A 20152-nucleotide genomic window follows, 5' to 3' on the forward strand; every position below is an offset into this window, starting at 1 on the left:
GGCCACCGAAGAAAAACACTTGTATATCGGACCCACCCTAGCACAAACCAGATGACGCGTACAGCCGAGAAGATCGACGCCCTCGTCCGCGAGGATTCCTCGATGGCGGCCGCCCTCGAGTCGATCCGCGAGGAAGCCGACAGGAACGGCGGCGAGGTCCAGTGGGCCGACGTCAACGACGAGTTGACGAGCGGCCAGTGGGGGCGCCTGATCGAGAAAGGAGTGTTAGTCGACGGCGACGAGGGGTTCGAAATCGCCGATCGTGAGGCCTACGACCGGGCCCTCGACGGTGATGGCGACGGCGGCAGCGGTGCCGCGGCCGACATCGATATCGACGAGGACGAATCGAGCTGGTCGCAGTGGGACAAGCTGGCGGGTCTCGGTGCGGTCCTGTTGATGCCCGGCTACTGGTTCGATTCGATTCAGAACGTCGTCGGGAACGCGGTCAACACGGTTCTCGGGCCGCTCGATGCGGCGTTGCCGTTCTACGCCGTAATCCTCTCCGTTGCACTGATTACCGGCCTCTACTCGTCGCTGCTCCAGGCGAACCTGATGAACACGGAGGTCATGGGCAAGTATCAAGAGCGGATGAAGTCCGTCCAAAACGAACAGAAGGAACTCCGCGAGAAAAAGAAAGACGCCGAGGAACGCGGCGCGAGCGAGGCCGAAATCGAACGCATCGAGAACGAGATCGAGAAGGCCCGCGAGGAGCAGATGGAGGCCATGGCGGACAATCTGGGCATGTTCAAAGAGCAGTTCCGCCCGATGGTCTGGATCATGCTGTTGACGATTCCGCTGTTCCTCTGGATGTACTGGACGATCCGGACGGGCGCCATCGGAACTGCAGAGGAGACCGTCGTGATGCCCCTCGTCGGCGAGATCGAGTGGCAGGAGGGAGTGCTCGGACCGATGCAGGCATGGATTGTCTGGTACTTCCTGTGCTCGATGGGGTTCTCCCAGCTGATTCGGAAGTCACTGAACATCGATATGTCGCCGTCGAACACCTGAGCTGATCCGTCAGCTCCCGACGCTCGTCTCTTCTCATTCGTTTCGTGCTGGGCCGATGCGCCTCGCGCATTCAAAACCCATTTCACCTGCCCCCTCGCAGATCGACTATGTTACTCACCGTCTCCGGCCCGCCGGGAAGCGGGAAGAGCACGACCGCCGAGTTGCTCGCCGACGCCTTCGATCTCGACCACGTCAGCGGCGGTGACATCTTCCGGGAACTGGCCGACGAACGCGGCTACACCCCCCTCGAGTTCAACAAGCTCGCCGAGGAAAACGACGAGATCGACCGCGATCTCGATCGGCGGCTGCGCGAGATCGCCGTCGACGCGGACGATCTGGTGCTCGAGTCCAGGCTCGCGGGCTGGCTGGCCGGCGAGGAGGCGGACTTCCGCTTCTGGCTGGACGCACCGGCACGGGTCCGGGGCGAACGCATCGCCGAGCGCGAGGAGAAAGAGCCCGCTCGCGCGACCGAGGAAACGAAGGCCCGCGAGGCCAGCGAGGCCCAGCGCTACGAGGAGTACTACGGGATCGACATCCAGGATCTGACGATCTACGACCTCTCGGTGAACACGGCCCGCTGGGGGCCCGACGCCGTCCTCGATATGCTCGTTACCGCCGTCGAACGCTACGATGCCGCCGGCGACGAGGGGAAAGCACTCGTCGACCTCGAGACCGACTTTTGATGAGTCCCCGTGACCCACCGGGCGAGCGCTCGCCCGCCGAGTTGCTCACCTTCGGCGTCGTCAATCTCGACAAGCCGCCCGGCCCGTCGTCGCATCAGGTCAGCGGCTGGCTGCGCGACGCCGTCGACGAGACGCTGGCCGAGCGCGGCGTCGAGTCGCGGATCGGTCGCGCCGCCCACGCGGGAACGCTCGATCCGAAAGTGACCGGCTGTCTCCCGATGATGCTCGGCGACGCGACCCGGCTCGCACAGGTCTTTCTCGAGGGGGGCAAGGAGTACGTCGCCGTCCTCGAGTGTCACGCGCCGGTTCCGGCCGACGCCGAGTCGGTCGTCGCCGAGTTCGAGGGGCCGATCTACCAGAAGCCGCCGCGCAAGAGCGCGGTGGCCCGTCGCCTGCGCGTCCGGGAGATCTACGACCTCGAGGTGCTCGAGGCCGAGGACCGGCGGCTCCTCGTGCGGATGCGCTGTGAGAGCGGGACCTACGTCCGCAAGCTGTGTCACGACCTCGGACTGGCGCTGGGAACGGGCGCGCACATGGGGCACCTGCGCCGAACCGCGACGGATCCGTTCGACGACCGGACGCTTCATAGCGCCCACGACTTCCTCGACGCGCTGGGGTTCTGGCTCGAGGACGACGATCCGGAGCCGCTGTACGACGTCGTCGAGCCCGCCGAGCGCATGCTCGAGGGGATCCCGAGCGTCGTGATCGCCCGGAACGCGGCCCGCGAGGTGGCCGAAGGCGCGCCGGTCTACGCGCCGGGCGTGCTCGAGGCCGACGACGGGATCGATCGGGGAGCGCTCGTGGCCTGTTACACGCCCGACGGTGCGGCGGTGTGTCTCGGCGAACTGGCCGGGGATGTCGACGCTGACAGCGGTGTTGTGGTGGATCTCGAGCGCGTGCTGGTCTGAGCGGGCTCGATCGTTCGGAGACGAACCACGTGTTGTCGCGGTCACGAAACGACACGCTTAAGCAGCAGACGGGCATCGATTCAGGTACGGGACCGTGGGGTAGTGGTATCCTCTGCGGATGGGGTCCGTAGGACCCGAGTTCAATTCTCGGCGGTCCCATTTTCACGACGTAACGAGCGAGGGAGCGGAGCGACCGTTGCGACGTAAGGAGGGAAAATGGGAGCAGGGAGCAGCTCCGCTGCGACCGTGGTCCCACTCGAAAGGCGCTCGAGGACCGAGAGATTCGTGCTGACGGTGGACACTCATCAAGCGGTACTGATCAACCAAACCGACGAAAATCGGTACAGCCACAAGGGCATTCCTTCCCAGTTCCGATTGGGAGGAACACTCCATCTGGTAGTTCCCGCGAAGCTATTGGGTTCCCACAATCTTCGCAAATAGCGACAGTTGTCGGACGATCTTGCAGTGCAGTCATCGGTACAAGTGATAGATGGCTCAATTCTGGCTTAAATCGAACTAGGAGACACCATGTTGTCTCCACTCATCTATTGACCGCTATATTCCAGCGTCTGCATCGGACATTACAGTCGGGTACTGATCATGAGGACGGTCGTTCGAGATGAACCGCCTCGTTGAGTCGTTGATACTGACATCGCTGTCACTACTGATTGAATTCTCGGCTCGAGAAACGCTGGCTGAGAGCCAGCGTCGGACCCCCCACCCCCCATAGGTGGTGTGTCAAGTGGTGACTTTGAGATCGAATTTGACGAGTTGACTTTCAGGTCGGAACGATCTCAGGGGTCCGGCGAGGTTCTGTATGTCTCGAAATCGGACAGACTCTGTTGGGCAACAACTGAATCCTTTCCCCGCTACCTGTCTCTTTGAATTACACAGAGATAGTCTTGTTGGTAGTGTGATACCTATCGAAACAATCAATAGTGATATCCGGGAACAATTAATCGCCTCCGACCATCCTCTCCCCACCCGTTCGGAGGCATCCCCACCTGCCGTTCTATCGAAAAATGGTATTGGTCGCGATTTTCGCTTGCTCGGTTCCGCGGTGATCGTTGCTACCGTGCCACCGGAGTAACGGGAGATCGCTCGAGCGAACCATCTTCTCACAACGGATCGTGCAGCCCGATCGCCCATGTGGCCGGTAGACGACGAAACAGTACCAGCCGTCGTGCCGCCGGAGTTTCTCGAGGGACTCGCGGTAGCCCTTCCGGTTACCGGGCTGTCCATCGGAATGCTCGTGCATCGTCGACGTAATCTCGACAGGTGTTCCGGTGCCGAATCTCGCATCGTGCCAGCTCGCCCGCTCGAGATCGAAGCGACGCTTCTCGGCCATTCGTTTCTCGACGGCGGTCCCGAAGTGGTTCGCCCGTTTCGACCGATTCATCGAGTTCGTCCACGTGTGAACGGCCGGCGTCATCGACCGTTTGACGTGCGTCTGACGTGTATCTGCCGCGTGTCCGCTGTTCGTCCGCCTAGGATCGAGGGAATTATTTGGGGCCTCATTGCTAACGGTTGTATGTCAGCGCCATTGCCGACCAGTATCAAGGTCGTTCAGGGGGTGGCGGCACACGAGGGGATCGATCCGACGGAGCTCGAGCCGCCGCTGCACGCGGTCATCGATACGGACGCGCTCGATACACTGTTTCGCCCGGTCGAAAACGCAACCGAGGCCACCGCGGCGGTCGAGTTCTCGTACCGAGGCAATCACGTGCGCGTCGATAGCGCCGGACACGTCGATGTGACGGCGGGCGACACCGACTGAAGCGGTCCCGCCGGGGCCAGTCCGGAACGATAGTCCGCGAATTCGGAACCCAACCGGCGAAATCCGTCGAACGTCGCGTCTCGAGTCAGCCGCCCACGGTGACGGACGTCGTCGACGGCGTAAACATGTGCTCGTCGAGATAGCTCCAGTCGTCGAAGTCGTTGGGACCGGTTCCCGAGGAGAAGCCGTAATAGTCCCGCGGCGCGTTGTAGTTCATAGCGCTCCTGTAGCTCCGGAAGCTGTACGTGGCGGTGTCGATCCCCTCGAAGTCGGTGTTCGACAGCCCGAGCGAGTGGCCCAGTTCGTGCATCACGGTCGTCCCGGTGTGGTCGCGGCCCCGCTGTGATTCGACCATCATCGTTCCGAGCCCGGCCTTGCCGATAATGTTCCCCCGCGCCGTATCGCCGGCGACGTTCTCGACGATGGCCAGGTAGTGATACCCCTCGCCCGCCCGGTCGAAGTACTCCGACCGGTAGCCGGTCAGGTCACCCACGTCGGTCGACGACTCCCACGGGATCACATCGCTATCGATCACGTGCAGGGCCGCGCCGGACGATCCGTCGGGGTTCCCGAGCGGCGCGGTGTCGAACTCGTCGACGATCCGCTCGAGCTCGGCGCGCTCGAGGTCGAGTCCCTCCATCCGGTCGACTTCGACGTAAATGTCGGTTCGGAGCGGGTCGGCGTCGGGATAGCGGTCCTTCTGGTGGACCTCCGCGCCGTCCGAGAGCCCGTCGTCGTCCGTATCCGACGCGGTCGGATCGGTTTCGTGCGCGTGGACTTCCGGGCCGTCGTCGAGGCCGTCACCGTCGGTGTCCGCCTCGAGCGGGTCGGTCTCGTAGTCATCGATCTCCGGGGCGTCCGCGAGCCCGTCGTCGTCCGTGTCTGCCTCGAGCGGGTTCGTCTCGTACGTCTCGAGTTCGTCGGGATCGGACAGCCCATCGTCGTCGGAATCGGCCGCCAACGGGTTCGTCCCGTGCTGGCTGACCTCCGTTCCATCGTCGAGGCCGTCGCCGTCCGTGTCCGTCTCGAGCGGGTCGGTTCCGTGCTCGCGAATCTCCGAGCCGTCCGCAAGGCCGTCACCGTCGGTGTCCGCCTCGAGCGGGTCGGTCTCGTGGTCGCGGATCTCTGTCACATCGTCGAGTCCGTCGCCGTCCGTATCCCCCTCGAGCGGGTCTGTACCGTGGTCGTGCACCTCCGGCCCGTCCGCAATCCCATCACCGTCCGTATCGGCAGTGGTGGGATCGGTCCCGCGTTGTTTTTCCGCGCCGTCGTCGAGGCCGTCACCGTCGGTGTCGTCGTCGAACGGGCCGGTCCCGTCGCGAAATTCCACCAGAACCGGCTCCCCATCGCCGTCGGGATCGACGACCGTCGCTCCGGCGACGACCCCGGTCGTCAGCAGCCCGACGAGAAGAACGAGAACAGTGAGCAGCCGAGAAGATCGCATTTCCTGAACGTCTCGAACGGAAGAATAACTAGATTGTGGCTATCCGCGAGCGGAACCGATCCGAGTCGCTGTCGATTCGAGACCGGTGGGACGCAAACTGCCGGCCGCTTCACTTTCACCGTGCTGTCCAAACCCTCTTACACGCCGGCCCCCGAACGACGGTAATGGACGGGAACGAGCGCCTCGAGTTGCCGGTCGCCGACGACGCCCTCCCCTTCGATCCGGCCGCCGCGACGATCGAGGACGCCGACGTCTTCGACCTCCTCGAGCCGGCGGTTCAGGAGTGGTGGCTCGCTGAGTTCGGCGAGTTCGTTCCGGCGAACGAGGGCTTCTTCACGCCGCCGCAGCGGGGCGCGATCCCGAAGATCCACGAGGGGACGAACACCCTGGTCTGTGCGCCGACTGGCAGCGGCAAGACCCAGGCCAGCTTCTGTGCGATCATCAACGAACTGTTCAAACGCGACAGGGCGGACGGGCTCGAAAACTCGGTCTACTGCCTCTACGTCTCGCCGCTCAAATCCCTCGCGAACGACATTCACCGCAATCTCGAGGTCCCGCTCGAGGGCATCGAGGAAATCGTCGCCGAGCGCAACGGAGACGGAGCGATGGGCGAGATTCGCCACGCCATCCGCCACGGCGACACCTCCTCGAGCGATCGACAGAAGATGCTCGAGGAGACGCCCCACATTCTCAACACGACCCCCGAGACCCTCGCGATCCTCCTCAATTCGCCCAAGTTCCGCGAGAAACTCCGCACCGTCGAGTACGTCATCGTCGACGAGATCCACTCGCTGGCGGCGGGCAAGCGAGGGACGCACCTCTCGGTGAGCCTCGAGCGACTCGAGGCGATGGCCGGGAGCGATATCACCAGGATCGGCTGTTCGGCGACGATCGAGCCGCTGGATCGCGTGGCGGAGTTTCTGGTCGGATGCGAGCGACGAGACGTCTCGGGCGAACCGAGCGGCGATCATCGGGAGCCGCCAGCGGGCGAGGAACCCGGCTGGCAGCCCCGCGACTACGAGATCGTCGACGCTCGCTTCGCCCGCGAGTTCGATATGCAACTCGAGTGCCCGACGGACGACCTGATCAACACGCCCCGGCAGGTCGTTCAGGACCGATTCTATCGGATGCTCCACGATCACGTGCAGGACCACACGAACACGCTCATCTTCACCAACACGCGCTCGGGCGCGGAACGGGTCCTCCACAACCTCCGGGAGCGCTTCGACGCCTACGACGAGGAGAACTCGGGGTGTCACCACGGGAGCCTCTCGAAGGAGGTCCGACAAGACATCGAGGGACGACTGAAAGACGGCGACCTCGACGTGGTCACCACCTCGACGAGTCTCGAGCTGGGGATCGACATGCCCCACGTCGACCTGGTCGTCCAGGTCGGCTCGCCGAAGTCCGTCGCCGCCTTGCTCCAGCGGGTCGGGCGAGCGGGCCACCGCGTCGGTCAGACCGTTACCGGCCGGGTGATCGCCCTCGATCGGGACGAACTGATCGAGTGTGCGGTCATGCTCAAGACGGCCGCGGAGGGGTTCGTCGACTCCGTGTCGATCCCCGAGAACGCCCAGGACGTGGCCGCCCAGCACGTCTACGGGATGGCGATCGCCGAGATCAGACCCGAGTCCGAACTGAAGGCGATCCTCCGACGGGCGTACCCCTACCGCAACTACTCCGAAGCCGAGTACGAGTCGCTCATGCGCTACCTGACGGCGGAATATGCCGGCCTCGAGGACCGCAACGTCTACGCGAAGGTCTGGCGCGACGAGAACGATCCGCCCGGGGGCGAACACCACCACGAGGAGCATCCGGTCGGCGAGGTGCTGATCGGCAAGCGCGGCCGACTGGCGCGGGTCATCTACATGACCAACATCGGGACGATTCCCGACTCCTTTACCTGCGACGTCAAGACGCGCGCGAGCGACGAGTGGGTCGGCCAGCTGGACGAGTCCTATCTCGACACCCTCGAGAAGGGCGACGTCTTCGTGCTGGGCGGCGATCACTTCGAGTACAGCTATCGGCGCGGATCGAAGGTCTACGTCGACCGCACGAGCGCGCGGCCGACCGTCCCCTCGTGGTACTCCGAACGGCTGCCGCTCTCCTACGATCTGGGCTGCGAGATCCTCGACTTTCAGGGCGAACTCCTCGCACACTACGAGGACGGCGGTCCCCCGCGGGTCCGCGCGTGGCTCCGCGAGTTCCCCCTCGACGACGACAGCGTCCGCGCGGTCGCCCGCCTGTTCGAGTACCAGTGTCGCTACACCGGCGCGGCGAGCGTGAGCACGCCCGACCGGCTCGCGATCGAGGTCGTCCGGGACCGCGAGGAGTACGAACGCCACTACTACGTCCACTCGAATTACGGCCGCAAGGTCAACGACGGGCTCTCGCGCCTGTTCGCGTACCGCTGTGCGCAGGAGGCGACGGCCAACGTCCGCGTGGCGGTCGCGGACAACGGCTTCGTCCTCTCGATGCCGCTCAACCGCAAAGTCGACATCGAGGGCGTCATCGACGACCTCGAGCCAGCCGACGTCCGCGCGGATCTCCGGGCGTCCTTGGCGGGAACCGACCTGCTCCAGCGCTACTTCCGCATCAACGCGACGCGGTCGCTGATGATCCTCAAGCGCTACAAGGGCTACGAGAAGTCCGCGAGCGAGCAGCAGGTCTCCAGCGAGATGTTACTCGGGTTCGCCGAAGAATTAGAGGAGTTCGCCGTGATCGAGGAGACCTACCGCGAAATCCTCGAGGACAAGCTCAATGTCGCGGAGATCGAGGGAATCGTCGGCGCGATCGACGCGGGCGAACTCGCGGTCTCCCGGCAGCTTCTCGATTCGCCGACGCCGCGGGCGTTCGGCCTCGCGACGCTGTCGGCCAGCGACGTCGTCCTCGCCGAGGACGAGAGCGCCGCGCTCCAGTCGTTTCACGACCGCGTGCTCGAGGAGATCGGTGAGGAGTCGCTGGCGGGGCTGTCGACGGGGCCGGAGGGCGAGTAACGGAGACTGCGTTACCAACGGTAGCTCTCCCCCAAACTGACTTTATGTTGGAAAGTGAACTGGCGGTGTATCACGATGATGTGCCAGATAATCCCACGGGATGAGGGTAACAGTCAGCTCTGCATGCCCGACTGCGTGATCCGTCTTCCACCAAGTAGCCGTCCGAACGGAGGCCGATAGATGGTCGATCACGAACGCTGGAGCGACGAGCAGTCGACGACGACGGTCTCGGTCGATGGTCACGATCTCGAGGTGGCCTACCACGAGGCGGGCCCCGACGAGAGCGAGGAGCCGCCGGTCGTCTTCGTCCACGGCATCCCGACCTGGTCGTACCTCTGGCGCGATATCGTGCCCGCGGTCGCCGAGGACCGACGGACCATCGCGCTCGACATGGTCGGCTACGGCAACTCCGCGATGAGCGACGACTTCGACCGCTCGATTCGCGCCCAGGAGGAGCTGCTCGAGGTCCTCCTCGAAGATTTCGCTATCGATCGAATCGCGCTCGTCGCCCACGATATCGGCGGTGGCGTCGCCCTTCGCTTTGCCGCACACAATCCCGAGAGGGTCGACCGGCTCGTCCTCTCGAACGCCGTCTGTTACGACTCGTGGCCGGTCGAATTCGTCTCGACTCTGGGACTGCCGTCGACGGCCGAGCTCGAGCGCGAGGAACTCGAGGGACGACTCGAGTCGGCGTTCGTCGAGGGAGCCTACGGCGAGGCGGATCCCGAGTTCGTCGCGGGAATGAAAGCGCCGTGGCTGACCGACGAGGGCCACGTCTCGCTGGTTCGCGACGCCGTCGCGACGAACACGAACCACACGACGGAGATCGACTACGGCGCGATCACCGCCGAGACGCTACTGCTGTGGGGCGAAGATGACGTCATGCAGCCCTACGCTTACGCCGAACGACTGGCCGAAGAAATCGCGGAGACGGAACTCGCGCCGCTATCGGCGGCCTACCACTGGGTTCCCGAGGATCGGTCGGACGCCTACGCCGACCGCCTCCGCGAATTCCTGACAGGAGCGGAAGTGTAACAATATGCCAGCGACGACAGTCACGCACGTATGAGTGGCGACCCACCGAACTGGGAGTTCAAGGATCGCGATATCGCGATCCTCTGTGAACTCTCGAACGATCCGCAGTTGTCTTCGCGTGAACTCACGCAGGTACTCGAGGACGAGTACGATATCGACGTCTCCCACGTCACCGTCAGCGAGTCGATCCGACGGATGCGCGACGAGGGCGTCTTCCGCGAAGCGATCATTCCCAACGAGGAGTACTACATCTTCGCGCTGTTCGAGTTCAAGTTCAATCCGGAGAACTTCGCCGACAGCTGGCGCGACGCGATGGAGTACATCAAGGCGGACAAGCACACCCTGTTTTTCTTCCTCTCGGACGGGGAGTACCAGTGGAAGACGGTAATGATGTTCCGCGGCCGCGAGGAGGTCTCCCGGTGGATCCACGACTGTTACTCGGAACACGGGGACGTCATCGCGAACATTCGCAACTCGGCGGTCCACAACGTCCTCAAGTTCCAGACCGATCCGCGGATCTACGAGGACCTCCGAGACGAACAGGACGAGCAGTGATGCCGCCGCTCGGCCGCTCTTTCCGCGGGAATCCCGCTACTCCCGAAATAGCCGATAGGTCGTCCGACCGACCGCGGCCTCGCCGTCCGCGCCCTCGACGGTGACGTCGGTGACGCCGGTCGAGCCGCCGACTCGAAGGACGTCCGCTGTGGCCCGCAAGTCGCCGGTCGCCGGTCGCAGATACGAGACGTTGAGGTCGGTCGTCGTCATTCGTGCCTCGGCCGGATCCTCGAACGTGCTCCGCAGCGCGAACGCGCTCGCGGTGTCGATCAGCGTCGCGACGATGCCGCCGTGGACCGGGTCGTAGCCGTCGTTGCCGATGGGATTTTCGAAGTCTTCGTTCCGCTCGATCGCGAGGACCGCCTCTCCGTCTTCGAGGTGTTCGACCTGCAGATCGAGCCACGACAGGTAGCCGTGGCGCTGGACGAACGACTCCCACTCCGGCCAACCCGACGCGTCCGTCGGCCCACCAGTCATGTTACTTGCCCTCGAATTCGGGGTCGCGATCTTCCGCGAAGGCCGCGGTACCCTCGAGCACGTCGTCCGTACTGATCAGGAGGCCGAAGCCCTGGCTCTCCATGGCGAGCGCGGCGTCGAGGCTGGCGTCTTGGCCCTCGTTCATCACCTTCTTGGCGACCTTGAGGCCGATCGGCGGGCCGTTGCGCAGGTCGTCGACGAACTCCTCGATGGTGTCGTCGAACTCCTCGCGCTCGACCGAGCGGTTGATCAGTCCCCACTCTTCAGCGCGGTCGGCATCGATGTGGTTGCCGCGGAAGACCAGTTCCTTCGCGCGGGTCTCCCCGAGGATGCGGGTCAGCCGCTGCGTGCCGCCGCCGCCGGGGATCAGACCGAGGCCGATCTCGGGCGCCCCGAAGGAAGAGCGCTCGGTCGCGATCCGCAGATCGCAGGCCAGCGCGAGCTCGAGGCCGCCGCCGAGACAGAAGCCGTCGATTTTCGCGAGGACGGGTCGCGGGAAGTCGTTGACCGTCTCGAAGGCGGGCGTAACGTCCATCAGATCGGTCGGCTCCGCGTCGCCGAAGCCGGAGATGTCCGCGCCGGCGCTGAACGCGCGGTCGCCCGCGCCCTCGAGTGTCACACACCGGACCTCGTCGGTCTCGACCGCGGTGAGCAGGTCGTCGATTTCTGCCAGCAGGTCGTTCGAGAGCGCGTTCATCCGGGACGGTCGGTCGAGTTCGATCGCCAGGACGCCGTCCTCGAGGTCGTAGTTCAGGTCGTGGTAGGGGCCGAGTTCGTCGTCGCTGTAGTCGTAGAAGCCAGCGCCGGCCTCCTCGCCCGTTTTACCCTCCGCGACGAGTTGCTCGAGGAACGGATGGGGCTCGAAGCGGTCCTCGCCCGTCTCCGCGTAGAGGGTCTCGAGCTTCTCGAGGACGGTATCGAGCCCGATCTTGTCGGCTCGGCGGCAGATGCCCTCGGGGAAGCCCAGTCCGAGCTGGACGCCAGTGTCGACTTCCTCGGGTTTTGCGACGTCCTCGCCGACGAGGAAGGCCGCACGGTTGATCATGCGGGCCTCGACGCGGAGCCAATCGAAGTCGCCCGCGTCCTCGGGCTCGTAGTCCGCGCCATCGCCGCCCTCGTAGTCGTAGAAGCCCTTGCCGGTCTTCTGGCCGAGCTCCTCGGCCTCGACCTTCTCCTCCGTGATCGGTGGAATCGGGCTATCGCCCTCCTTGCGGACGTGGTAGCCGACGTCGATGCCGGTGAGGTCGGCGAGTTCGAACGGTCCCATCGGGTAGCCCCGCTCGTGAACCATCGTCGCGTCGGCCTCGCGGATCGTCGCCTCGTCGTTCGAGACCATGAACGCGGGTTCGCCGCCGAAGGGACCGACGATGGTGTTGACGACGAAGCCGCGGACGTCCTTGCGGACGTAAATCGGCGTCTTGCCGATCGACTCGATCCACTCGTAGCCCGCTTCGGCGGCCTCGTCGCTGGTGTCTTCGCCGTAGATGACTTCGACGAGGTCCATCTTCACCGGCGGGTTGAAGAAGTGCAGGCCGAGCACGCGCTCGGGCGTGTCGACGGCCGCCGCGATGTCCGAGATCGGCAGGCTCGAGGTGTTCGTCGCCAGCAGCGTCTCTTCGCTGGTGTACTCCTCGAGATCCGAGAAGATGTCGTGTTTCAGGTCGAGATCCTCGGGCGCGGCCTCGATGACGAGGTCGGCGTCGCTGACGGCTTCTTCGAGATCCGTCGTCGTCTCGATTCGCGAGAGGACGTCATCGGCCGATTCGTCGATCAGCTCCTTCTCCTCGAGTTTCTGGAGGCTCCACTCGATCGATTCGTAGCCGTCCTCGACGAACTCGTCTTTGATGTCGCGCATCGTGACGTCGTAGCCGGCCATGGCCGTTACTTCCGTAATGCCGTGTCCCATGTTTCCCGCGCCCAGCACGGCGACGCGGTCGATGCTGTCGAGTGACATGGCCGTGTTGTCTCTCGGAGCCGTCTTAATACCACCGAACGGAATTAGCAATGTTAAGCCAGTTGTGTATCGTTGTATAGTAGGTGAGCCGAGCCAGTTTTTCACTGAACGTCGGTAACAGTGACTCGAGTTTGGTATTGATCTGCTGGCTCATCGTCGGTACATCCGAACGACATCAACCCTGTAGTCGAATCTGTCCTGGATCTAGGAATCATCCTCGTTGTGCCTCCGGCAAACGCTTAGGACGTGTGATCGTGGTGATTTCGGACTGGCCAACCGGCATGCGGTGGCGCGCGCTGGGCCGCGGTGAACTGCGAGGCCTGAACGAAGTGAAGGTCTCGATAGTGTGAGCGGTGACCGGAGGGAGCCGCGAACCACTGTGAACCGCGGCACAACGTTGCGCGAGGGATGAGCGAGGGAAGAATGACTGAGCGTTAGCGCGGGACCTCCGGTCCCGCGAACCATCCGACCGGGCGCTGCGCGCCCGTGCGGAGAAATCGGTTGGGGAGGGCGTGGCGATTCCATGCCGCCAGTATGAGCAGGACACTCCTCCTCTACTCTTATCACTCTATAACGCCACTGGCTCAATCTGCACAGCACAACAGCGAAACTGCGCCTCGAGTCTCGCTACAACGGTTCGTCGCCCTCGATGATCCGCTTCGCCCGCGCGGCCAGCGCCGGCACGCGGTCTTCCATCTTCGGATACATCGGGTCGTCGCTGTTGCCCTCGAGGTAGCGTCGGAAGAACATCTCGCCGAGGGCGGCCAGCTTGTAGACGGCCAGCGTCCGGTAGAACCGTTCGTGCTCGAACTCGTAGCCGGTCTGATCCTCCCAGCGCTCGACCAGTTCGGGCCGGCTCGAGTAGCCCTCCCGTTCCATGAAGCGGGTCGTGAGTTCGGGGACCGACGGTTCGGGGTCTTTGGCGTCTCGCCAGTAGGAGAGCATCCAGCCCAGATCCGCCCGCGGGTCGCCCAGCGTGGCCATTTCCCAGTCGAAGACGCCGACGAGTTCCGGCGGGTGCTCGCCGACGGGGTCCGCTCGCTCACTCCGGGACGCGTCGCGTCCCGAGGCCGGCGCGAACATGACGTTATCGAGCTTGTAATCCCCGTGGACGAGCGTGTGGGGGTGGTCCTCGGGGACGTTGTCCCGGAGCCAGTCGCCGACGTCGTGGAGGACCGGCACCGCTCGCTCCTCCTCGGTGACCTCGAACGCCCACGCGAGCTGTTTCCCCCAGCGGTCGACCTGTCGCTGGGTGTACCCCTCCGGACGTCCGAACTCGCCGAGTCCGATCGCCTCGTAGTCGAGGTCGTGGATCGTCGCCAGCGTGTCGACGAGTTCCTCGCCGATCCGCGCGCGGTGGTCAGGACCGGCGAGCCACTCGGGCTCGCCCTCGCGGAGCACGTCGCCCTCGAGTCGCTCCATCACGTAGAAGTCGCTGCCGATGACGTCGTGGTCCTCGCAGGCCAGGATCGGCGTCGGAACCGGGACGTCGGTGTCGGCCACCGCGTTCGTCACGCGGTACTCGCGGAGGACGTCGTGAGCCGTGTCGGCGGTTTCGCCCGGCGGCGGCCGCCGGATGACGAGTTCGCGGTCGCCCCAGGTGACGAACAGGGTCTCGTTCGAGTGGCCCTCCTGATGGCGCTCGATGTCGTAGTCGTCGGCCTCGCCGATGTGATCCGTCAGGTACGCCGCCAGCGCGTCCTCGTCGACGAGACGCTCGTAGTAGTTCTCGCTCATGGGACTCGATCAGTTGAACCGCCCGAAGCGACGGTTGATGCGGTCGCTGCCCTTGGATCGCGGTTCGCACTCGACATGATGTACGGTACCATAACCGCACCGCCTAACGAAAATAGTTACGCTGTCTTTCTTATCTTACAATGTTCACTACTATTCGGGGTGTAATCGGCCAGTCACGGACGAATTGCTCGTCTGTCAGTCCGTCTGCCCCGGCTTCCCGTCGACGATCTCGAGCACCTCCTCCGGCGTCTCGATCCGATAGGAGACGGCAGGCCCGTTGTCGGCCCCGAAGGCGACGCCGTGCATCCCCGCATCGGCGGCCCCCTTCACGTCGTGGTCGTAGCGATCGCCGATCAGCAGAGACCGGTCGGGGTCGACGCCTGCTTTCTCGAGCGCCGTCTCGAACATCGCCGGATCGGGCTTCGTGCGCCCGACTTCCTCGGAGGTGGTGATCGAATCGAAGTGCTCGCGGACGCCGAAGCGCTCGAGCATCGCTCGCCCCTCCGCGTCGTCGACGTCGCTGATGACGCCGACGTGGAGGTCCCGCTCGGCGAGGCGTTCGATCGTCTCGACGGCTCCCGGAACCGGCTCGATCGACGATCTGACGATCTCGTCGAACCGGGGTTCCCACTCCGCTCGCGGAATCTCCTCGCCGACGATGGCCGTGACTCCTCGGTGATAGCCGTCGCGTGCCGATCGAAATTCGGTGCCGTCTCGCTCGCGGAAGTGGTCCCCGACCGCCGTTCGCCACGTGTTGATGGCTTCCTCGACCGTGGCGTCGATCGCGTGGCGCTCGCACAGGTCCGCGACGAACTCGGCGTGAGCGCCCTGAACGGAGTCGAGTTCGAGGATGACGCCGCCGATGTCCCAGAAGACGGCTTCCCACTCGTCGGTTCCGTCGTCGTCGTCGACCTCGTTCTCGCTCATCGCTCGGCCCGCCGGATCGTCGATCGTTCGATTTCGTCGAGGCTCGCACACCCCGATAGCCCGACCGTCAGGTCCAGATCGGCCAGGAGGTTCTCGAGGACGGCCCGAACGCCGTCTTCGCCGCCAATGCCCAGCCCGAGGGCGTAGGGGCGACCCAGCAGGACTGCGTCGGCACCGAGCGCGACTGCTCGGACGACGTCGCTCCCGCGCCGAATGCCGCTGTCGAAGAGGACGGGAACGTCGCGGTCGGCGTCGGTCGCGTCTTCGACCGCGTCGACGATATCCGGCAGCGCGTCCAGCGCCGGAATCGCGCCGTCGACCTGCCGGCCGCCGTGGTTCGAGACGATCATCCCGTCGACGCCGCGCTCGACCGCTTCGCGAGCGTCGTCGGGGTGGAGCACGCCCTTGATGATGACCGGGAGGTCGGTCTGTGACTCGAGCCATGCGAGGTCGTCCCAGGTCAGCGAGGCGTCGCCGAAACACTCGTGCCAGGACGCGATCGCGGCCTCCTCATTTCCCCGCGGGTAGTCCCCCTCGAGTCGATCGCGGAAGGCCGGATCCTCGAAGTAGTTCGTCAGACCCTCCCCCTCAAGGAAGGGCAGGTAGCCGAGTTCGATGTCGCGTTCTCGCCACCCCATCTTCGGGGTATCGAGCGTGACGACGACGGCCTCGTAGCCCGCGTCTTCGGCGCGCTCGAGGAAGCTGGCCGCCACGTCCCGGTCGGAACTCCAGTAGAGCTGGAACCAGCCCGGACTCTCGCCGAGTTCGTCCGCGACGTCTTCCATCGAGTACGAGGAGACGGAGCTACAGATCATCGGCACCTCCAGCGCGCTCGCCGCGCGGGCGACGGCCAGTTCGGCCTCGTCGTGGAGGATCGACTGGACGCCGATCGGTGCGAGCATGACGGGAGACGGGTACTCCCGGCCGAAGAGTTCGACCGACAGATCGCGGTCGGAAACGTCCCGCATGATCCTGGGGACGATCTGCCACGCGTCGAAGGCACGGTCGTTCGCGGCGACCGTCGACTCCGAGCCCGCACCGCCCGCGACGTAGGCGAACGCCTCCTCGCTGAGGTCCTCGCGGGCGCGTTCCTCGAGGTCCTCGTAGGAGACGGGAAACTCGGGAGACTCGTCCTCGAGCATCCCGCTGAGATAGACCTCGGCCTGTCGATCCGGTCCGTAGTCGGGGGTGTCTGGTGTCATAGTGTCTCTGTGACGACGGTTGGTCCGCCGTCGTGTGTACCCGTGCCAGTGCTTGCCATTCACTTAACGGTACGGCATCCACACCTACCTTTATTAACGCCTGCTGCAAATCTTTCGTTGTAGCTAACAATGGTAATCTACCAACAGCAGTCTGCAGTCGACGGTGATCGGCCATGAGTACCGACCAGTTCAGCGTGGACGGCGACGTCGCGATTATTACGGGGTCCTCGAGCGGGATCGGGAAGTCGATCGCGGAGCGTTTCGCCGACGACGGCGTCGACGTCGTCGTCTGCTCGCGCGAACAGGGCAACGTCGATCCGGTCGCCGAGACGATCAACGAGAGTGACAGTCCCGGGCGGGCGCTGGCGGTCGAGTGCGACGTCACTGACCGCGAGGCGGTCGACGCCCTCGTCGAGGCGACCGTCGAGGAGTTCGGCGGGCTGGACATCTTGGTCAACAACGCCGGCGCGTCCTTTATGGCCCAGTTCGACGATATCTCGCCGAACGGCTGGAAAACCATCATGGACATCAACGTCAACGGCACCTACCACTGCACGCACGCCGCCGCGGAGCACCTGAAAGACGGCGGCGGCTCGGTGATTAACCTCGCGAGCGTCGCCGGACAGCGCGGCTCACCGCTGATGAGCCCCTACGGTGCGGCCAAAGCGGCCGTCATCAATCTGACGACGACGCTCGCCTACGAGTGGGCCGACGACGACGTCCGCGTCAACGCGATCGCGCCGGGCTTCGTCGCCACGCCGGGCGTCGAGAGCCAGATGGGCGTCTCCGCGGACAACATCGACCGCGAGGAGGTCGCGCGACGAATCGGAACCGTCGAGGAGATCGCCGACGTGACGCAGTTCCTCGCCAGCCCCGCCTCGTCGTACCTGGTCGGCGAGACCATCACCGCGCAGGGCGTCCCGCAGATCGAAGAGGATCTCGACGTCTGAGTTCGCGCGTTTCCGTCCGCTCGAGTCGGTCTCCGAATCGGTAATCCGTTTCAGCGCCCTGATTTCTGCTCCCGTTCGGAGCCACTGCTTGAGGGCGAGCGACGGTTCAACTCGGGAGTCGTCCCCGTCGCTCGAAGAGAACGAGGACGACGATCGAACCGCCGAGGAGGAGGGCGGCACCGCTGAACACCGCGTCGAAGGTATAGCCCCGCTCGAGGAAGAGGCCGACGGCGGACGAACCGACCGCCTGTGTTAGCATCCAGACCGAACTGAACACGGCGTAGGCGCTCGCCCGCGTCGAATCCGGCAACGTATCCAGAAGGTACGTGTCCGTCGCCGGGAACAACGTGTGAATGACGAAGCCGACGACAGCGGTGACCGCGACCAGCGCGAACAGGTTTTCGACCGCCGTCAACACGAGGAGGCTCGCAGCGAACGTCCCGACGATTCCGAGCAGGTACGGGACCTTCGGGAACCTGTCGGCCAGATCGCCGCCGAAGTAAAACGCGGGGACGCCGGCGGCGAAGATGATCGTGAGCATCATACCCGCCACTTGATCGGAGAGCCCCTTCGACTGCATGTACAGTTCGTAGAAGTTGAACAGCCCCTGCCAGACGAAGACGGGTGCGCCGACGATCGCCAGCGCGGTGACGATGAGCCGCCACTCCGAGAGCGCACCGGCGACGAAGTCCCGATCGGCCCCGCCCGCACTCGGCATTTCGGTGTTCCTCGCAACGGCCCACGTGGAGACGGTCACGACTGCTGCACCGACGGCGATCGCCCACAGCGAGAGTCGCCAGTCGACGATGAGTGTGAGCGCAACGAACGGGGCAGCGATCACCGCAGCGATCTGGCTGGCGGCCCCGTGGATCCCCATGACGCGACCGACGCGCGACGGGAACAGTTCACTCAACAGCGGATTCGCCGAGACGAAGTAGACCCCGGAGGCGATGCCCATGAGGAACGCTCCACCCATGAGATGTGGGACCGTCGTCGCGGTCGCAGCGAGTGCCGAGGACGCGGCGAGAATCAGTCCGGACACGACCACGACGCGGTGTCTCGGGACTTTCGTGAGGAGCCAGCCGGTCGGCAGGCGAAGGGACGCGCTCCCGATCCACGCGAGCGTCACGATGAGTCCGGCGGTCGCCTCGCCGATCGCGAATTCGGTGATAAACACGTCCAGCAGCGGTGCGAAGATGACTCTGGCGAGGTTGAGGAAAAAGACGAGGCCACAGAGAGAGGCGAAAAGTCGTGTGCGGGTCACAGTTCATAGTTCCAACAGCGGGCCTCAAGCGTTCCGAAATCGGGATGTTCCTGACAACCTGGTGGCTACTCTGGGCCGGACTGACGCGCGTCCAGTACAAGCCTAGACCGTAAACGATACTCCTCGGGCTATCAGTTCCCATACACCCAAAAGGACGTCTGTCGTCTGTGATTGACGATGACTGACAGAGATGTCCACCTGCCAGTGGCCGCACAGCCGACGATCGATTCGATCGTCGACTACGCTCAGACCGCCGAAGCGGGCGGGTACGACTGCGCGTGGCTTCCCGAGACGTGGGGCCGCGACGGCGTCACCGTCCTGACGGCGATGGCCGAGCGCACCGAGTCGATCGACGTGGGCTCGAGCATTCTCAACACCTACTCTCGATCGCCGGCCCTGCTGGGACAGACGGCGGCGACGCTGCAGGAACTCTCCGAGGGCCGGTTCCGGCTGGGGCTCGGCCCGAGCGGCCCCGTCGTGATAGAGAACTGGCACGGCGTCGAGTACGGGAACCCGCTCAGGCGAACCCGCGAGACAGTCGAAATCGTCCGACAGGTGCTCTCGGGGGAAACGGTCGACTACGACGGCGACGACTTCGACCTCTCCGGATTCCGACTGCGCTGTGAGCCGCCGGAGACGCCGCCGCCGATCGAGGTCACCGGCATGGGCCCCAAGGCGGTCGAACTCGCAGGCCGGTTCGCCGACGGCTGGCACGGCATCATGCTCACGCCCGAGGGAACGAGAGACCGGCTCGAGGACATCGAACGCGGTGCCGAACTCGGCGACCGCGACCCGAGCGACGTGCAGGTCACCGCCGGCGTCACCTGCTGTGCGCTGGACGACCCCGCAGAATCCCGCGCGCTCGCCCGCCAGCACATCGGTTTCTACGTCGGCGGGATGGGCACGTTCTACCGTGACGCGCTCGAGCGCCAGGACTACGACGAAGCCACCGAAATCCACGACGCGTGGCAAGCGGGCGACCGCGAGCGCGCGCTCGAGCTGGTCGACGAAGCTATCCTCGACGACCTCTGTGCCGCCGGCGATCCGGAGACGGCCCGCGAGAAACTCGAGGAGTACGAGGCTGTCGACGGCCTCGACGCGATCGCGGTCAGCTTCCCGCGTGGCGCGAGTGAGGACCAGGTTCGGCAGACGATGGAGGCGGTCGCGCCCGACAACTGAGCGGTTTTCGAGATCGACGTTGTTTCTCCGCCCCTGTAATCGCTCCTGCGATAGCA

The 20152-nt window shown here is 64.7% G+C and carries 17 protein-coding genes and 1 tRNA gene; 10 read left to right on the plus strand and 8 right to left on the minus strand.

Features of this window, described 5'->3' with window-relative positions; genetic code table 11:
• The first annotated feature begins 51 nt into the window (after positions 1-51).
• The 4 genes from HYG81_RS24545 (at position 52) to HYG81_RS24560 (ending at position 2758) form a co-directional block, all read left to right on the plus strand.
• Positions 52-1008 (plus strand): DUF106 domain-containing protein, encoded by a 957-nt coding sequence (locus tag HYG81_RS24545; RefSeq protein ID WP_180842285.1) that lies wholly within the window; start codon positions 52-54, stop codon positions 1006-1008.
• Between the two features lie 107 nt (positions 1009-1115).
• Positions 1116-1691 carry a (d)CMP kinase gene (gene cmk, locus HYG81_RS24550; protein WP_180842286.1) on the plus strand — a complete coding sequence of 192 codons (576 nt, stop codon included), beginning with the start codon at positions 1116-1118 and terminating at the stop codon, positions 1689-1691.
• Positions 1691-2599, plus strand: a complete 909-nt coding sequence (locus tag HYG81_RS24555; RefSeq protein ID WP_180842287.1) for an RNA-guided pseudouridylation complex pseudouridine synthase subunit Cbf5 — start codon at positions 1691-1693, stop codon at positions 2597-2599. The genes cmk and HYG81_RS24555 overlap by 1 nt, the downstream gene beginning before the upstream one ends.
• Positions 2600-2687: 88 nt before the next feature.
• Positions 2688-2758 (plus strand) — tRNA-Pro (locus HYG81_RS24560).
• 853 nt (positions 2759-3611) lie between these two features.
• Here the strand turns inward: HYG81_RS24560 and HYG81_RS24565 are convergent.
• Positions 3612-3998 carry a PD-(D/E)XK family putative nuclease gene (locus HYG81_RS24565; protein WP_180842976.1) on the minus strand — a complete coding sequence of 129 codons (387 nt, stop codon included), beginning with the start codon at positions 3996-3998 and terminating at the stop codon, positions 3612-3614.
• 132 nt (positions 3999-4130) lie between these two features.
• Between HYG81_RS24565 and ddfA the strand changes: the two genes are divergently transcribed.
• Entirely contained in the window at positions 4131-4376 is a 246-nt protein-coding gene (gene ddfA / locus HYG81_RS24570) for a DdfA family disk-determining factor (RefSeq protein ID WP_180842288.1), read from the plus strand.
• Positions 4377-4461: 85 nt separating this feature from the next.
• On the opposite strand, the gene HYG81_RS24575 is transcribed toward ddfA, so the two are convergent.
• Complete coding sequence (locus tag HYG81_RS24575; protein WP_180842289.1) at positions 4462-5820, minus strand: hypothetical protein; 1359 nt, start codon at positions 5818-5820, stop codon at positions 4462-4464.
• 164 nt (positions 5821-5984) lie between these two features.
• Between HYG81_RS24575 and HYG81_RS24580 the strand changes: the two genes are divergently transcribed.
• The 3 genes from HYG81_RS24580 (at position 5985) to HYG81_RS24590 (ending at position 10406) form a co-directional block, all read left to right on the plus strand.
• Complete coding sequence (locus HYG81_RS24580) at positions 5985-8816, plus strand: ATP-dependent helicase (protein WP_180842290.1); 2832 nt, start codon at positions 5985-5987, stop codon at positions 8814-8816.
• A gap of 180 nt (positions 8817-8996) precedes the next feature.
• Positions 8997-9851 (plus strand): alpha/beta fold hydrolase, encoded by an 855-nt coding sequence (locus HYG81_RS24585; protein WP_180842291.1) that lies wholly within the window; start codon positions 8997-8999, stop codon positions 9849-9851.
• Positions 9852-9881: 30 nt separating this feature from the next.
• Entirely contained in the window at positions 9882-10406 is a 525-nt protein-coding gene (locus HYG81_RS24590) for an Lrp/AsnC family transcriptional regulator (RefSeq protein ID WP_180842292.1), read from the plus strand.
• A gap of 36 nt (positions 10407-10442) precedes the next feature.
• On the opposite strand, the gene HYG81_RS24595 is transcribed toward HYG81_RS24590, so the two are convergent.
• The 5 genes from HYG81_RS24595 to HYG81_RS24615 all read right to left on the minus strand — a co-directional run bounded on the left by HYG81_RS24595 (position 10443) and on the right by HYG81_RS24615 (position 16703).
• Positions 10443-10883 (minus strand): PaaI family thioesterase, encoded by a 441-nt coding sequence (locus tag HYG81_RS24595; RefSeq protein ID WP_180842293.1) that lies wholly within the window; start codon positions 10881-10883, stop codon positions 10443-10445.
• Between the two features lies 1 nt (position 10884).
• Positions 10885-12837 carry a 3-hydroxyacyl-CoA dehydrogenase/enoyl-CoA hydratase family protein gene (locus HYG81_RS24600; RefSeq protein ID WP_180842294.1) on the minus strand — a complete coding sequence of 651 codons (1953 nt, stop codon included), beginning with the start codon at positions 12835-12837 and terminating at the stop codon, positions 10885-10887.
• A gap of 627 nt (positions 12838-13464) precedes the next feature.
• Complete coding sequence (locus HYG81_RS24605) at positions 13465-14574, minus strand: phosphotransferase family protein (RefSeq protein WP_180842295.1); 1110 nt, start codon at positions 14572-14574, stop codon at positions 13465-13467.
• 195 nt (positions 14575-14769) lie between these two features.
• On the minus strand, positions 14770-15501 hold the full coding sequence (locus HYG81_RS24610; protein WP_180842296.1) for an HAD family hydrolase: 732 nt from the start codon (positions 15499-15501) through the stop codon (positions 14770-14772).
• Positions 15498-16703 carry a lactate 2-monooxygenase gene (locus tag HYG81_RS24615; RefSeq protein ID WP_226376037.1) on the minus strand — a complete coding sequence of 402 codons (1206 nt, stop codon included), beginning with the start codon at positions 16701-16703 and terminating at the stop codon, positions 15498-15500. The genes HYG81_RS24610 and HYG81_RS24615 overlap by 4 nt, the downstream gene beginning before the upstream one ends.
• A gap of 173 nt (positions 16704-16876) precedes the next feature.
• Here HYG81_RS24615 and HYG81_RS24620 point away from each other — a divergent pair, with 173 nt between their 5' ends.
• Positions 16877-17653 (plus strand): SDR family NAD(P)-dependent oxidoreductase, encoded by a 777-nt coding sequence (locus HYG81_RS24620; RefSeq protein ID WP_180842297.1) that lies wholly within the window; start codon positions 16877-16879, stop codon positions 17651-17653.
• 106 nt (positions 17654-17759) lie between these two features.
• On the opposite strand, the gene HYG81_RS24625 is transcribed toward HYG81_RS24620, so the two are convergent.
• On the minus strand, positions 17760-18917 hold the full coding sequence (locus tag HYG81_RS24625) for an MFS transporter (protein WP_180842298.1): 1158 nt from the start codon (positions 18915-18917) through the stop codon (positions 17760-17762).
• A 177-nt stretch (positions 18918-19094) separates the two neighbouring features.
• Between HYG81_RS24625 and HYG81_RS24630 the strand changes: the two genes are divergently transcribed.
• On the plus strand, positions 19095-20096 hold the full coding sequence (locus HYG81_RS24630; RefSeq protein ID WP_180842299.1) for a TIGR04024 family LLM class F420-dependent oxidoreductase: 1002 nt from the start codon (positions 19095-19097) through the stop codon (positions 20094-20096).
• Positions 20097-20152: the final 56 nt, after the last annotated feature.

Origin of the sequence: Natrinema zhouii (assembly GCF_013456555.2) — an archaeon.
In the GTDB taxonomy this organism is placed as follows: domain Archaea; phylum Halobacteriota; class Halobacteria; order Halobacteriales; family Natrialbaceae; genus Natrinema; species Natrinema zhouii.